Raw genomic sequence first — 483 nt, 5'->3', positions numbered from 1 at the left:
CAATACCTTGCCAGCGTTAACAGATGGTGCTTACACGGTGACGGTGACTGCGACAGATCCAGCAGGCAACTCATCAACAGCAACATCAACGTTGACAGTGGATACCACAGCACCCGATGCACCAGTGATTGATCCAATCAATGCAACGGATCCAATTACAGGTACAGCAGAACCAGGTTCGACTGTTACAGTGACCTTCCCAGATGGCAGCACAGCAGACGTTGTGGCGGATCCAACGACAGGCGAATGGAGTGTTCCAAACCCAGGTGGCTTGGTAGATGGCGATACCGTTACAGCAACAGCGACCGATCCAGCGGGCAATGAATCATTACCAGGAACAGGCATCGTATCAGCAGACATCACCGCACCGATTGTGGCAATTGATGACGTACTGACCAATGACAGTACCCCAGCATTAACGGGGACAGTGAACGATCCAACGGCAACGGTGACTGTAAATGTAAATGGTGTGGATTACCCAGC

At 51.6% G+C, this 483-nt stretch carries 1 protein-coding gene; it reads left to right on the top strand.

Annotated elements, in window-relative coordinates; translation table 11 throughout:
• The coding region (locus ACT4_RS15960; RefSeq protein WP_007483998.1) for an Ig-like domain-containing protein at positions 1-483 on the top strand (483 nt) is incomplete at both ends.

The organism is Acinetobacter sp. NBRC 100985, from assembly GCF_000241225.1.
Classification (GTDB): Bacteria; Pseudomonadota; Gammaproteobacteria; order Pseudomonadales; family Moraxellaceae; genus Acinetobacter; species Acinetobacter venetianus.
Note: the sequence above shows the minus strand (reverse complement) of the source record. Positions and strands in the feature narration are given on the sequence as shown.